Origin of the sequence: Mesorhizobium sp. M4A.F.Ca.ET.050.02.1.1, assembly GCF_003997725.1 — a bacterium.
In the GTDB taxonomy this organism is placed as follows: Bacteria; Pseudomonadota; Alphaproteobacteria; order Rhizobiales; family Rhizobiaceae; genus Mesorhizobium.
Genome location: NZ_RZSG01001523.1, coordinates 1 through 428 on the forward strand (window position 1 = coordinate 1; position 428 = coordinate 428).

Genomic DNA, 428 nt, shown 5'->3' on the forward strand with positions numbered 1-428 from the left:
TCTCAGGATTGTCCGGGCGGTCCGCCAGGCCTGGTATGGCCGGCGTGGAGGTGTTGTCCGCCGGTCATCCCGTCGATTTTAAGGTCCCGACGGCCGTCTGGCACCGGTGCGCGAGCCGCCAGAAAAGCGTGGCCTTCCGCGCGATCCCGAAGCCACAAACCGTGAGAACCCGTGCGACACCGCCGCATCACGTCGTGTCGTGCATCGATGCCAAGCGGCTCGGCGTTGAGCTCGCCGCACGCCAGAATAAACTTGGCGCTCCTCAAGATTGCAGAGTCAGGCTAGTGGGTTGCGTCCCGCGGCGTCGTCTCCCAGCGTCAACCGGATCGTCTCGGCAATCTCCTCATCGGGCGCGCCGGGACGCGGTTCATCGTAAAGGCTATCGAGCCGCTGTTCGGCAAAGCGCCGACGCAATGTGCCCACTGTGT

1 pseudogene is annotated in these 428 nt (G+C 64.7%); it reads right to left on the reverse strand.

From position 1 onward, the window contains the following. Positions 1 to 284: 284 nt before the first annotated feature. Positions 285 to 428 (reverse strand): annotated as a pseudogene (locus EOA33_RS41260) (IS630 family transposase); the annotation flags it as partial.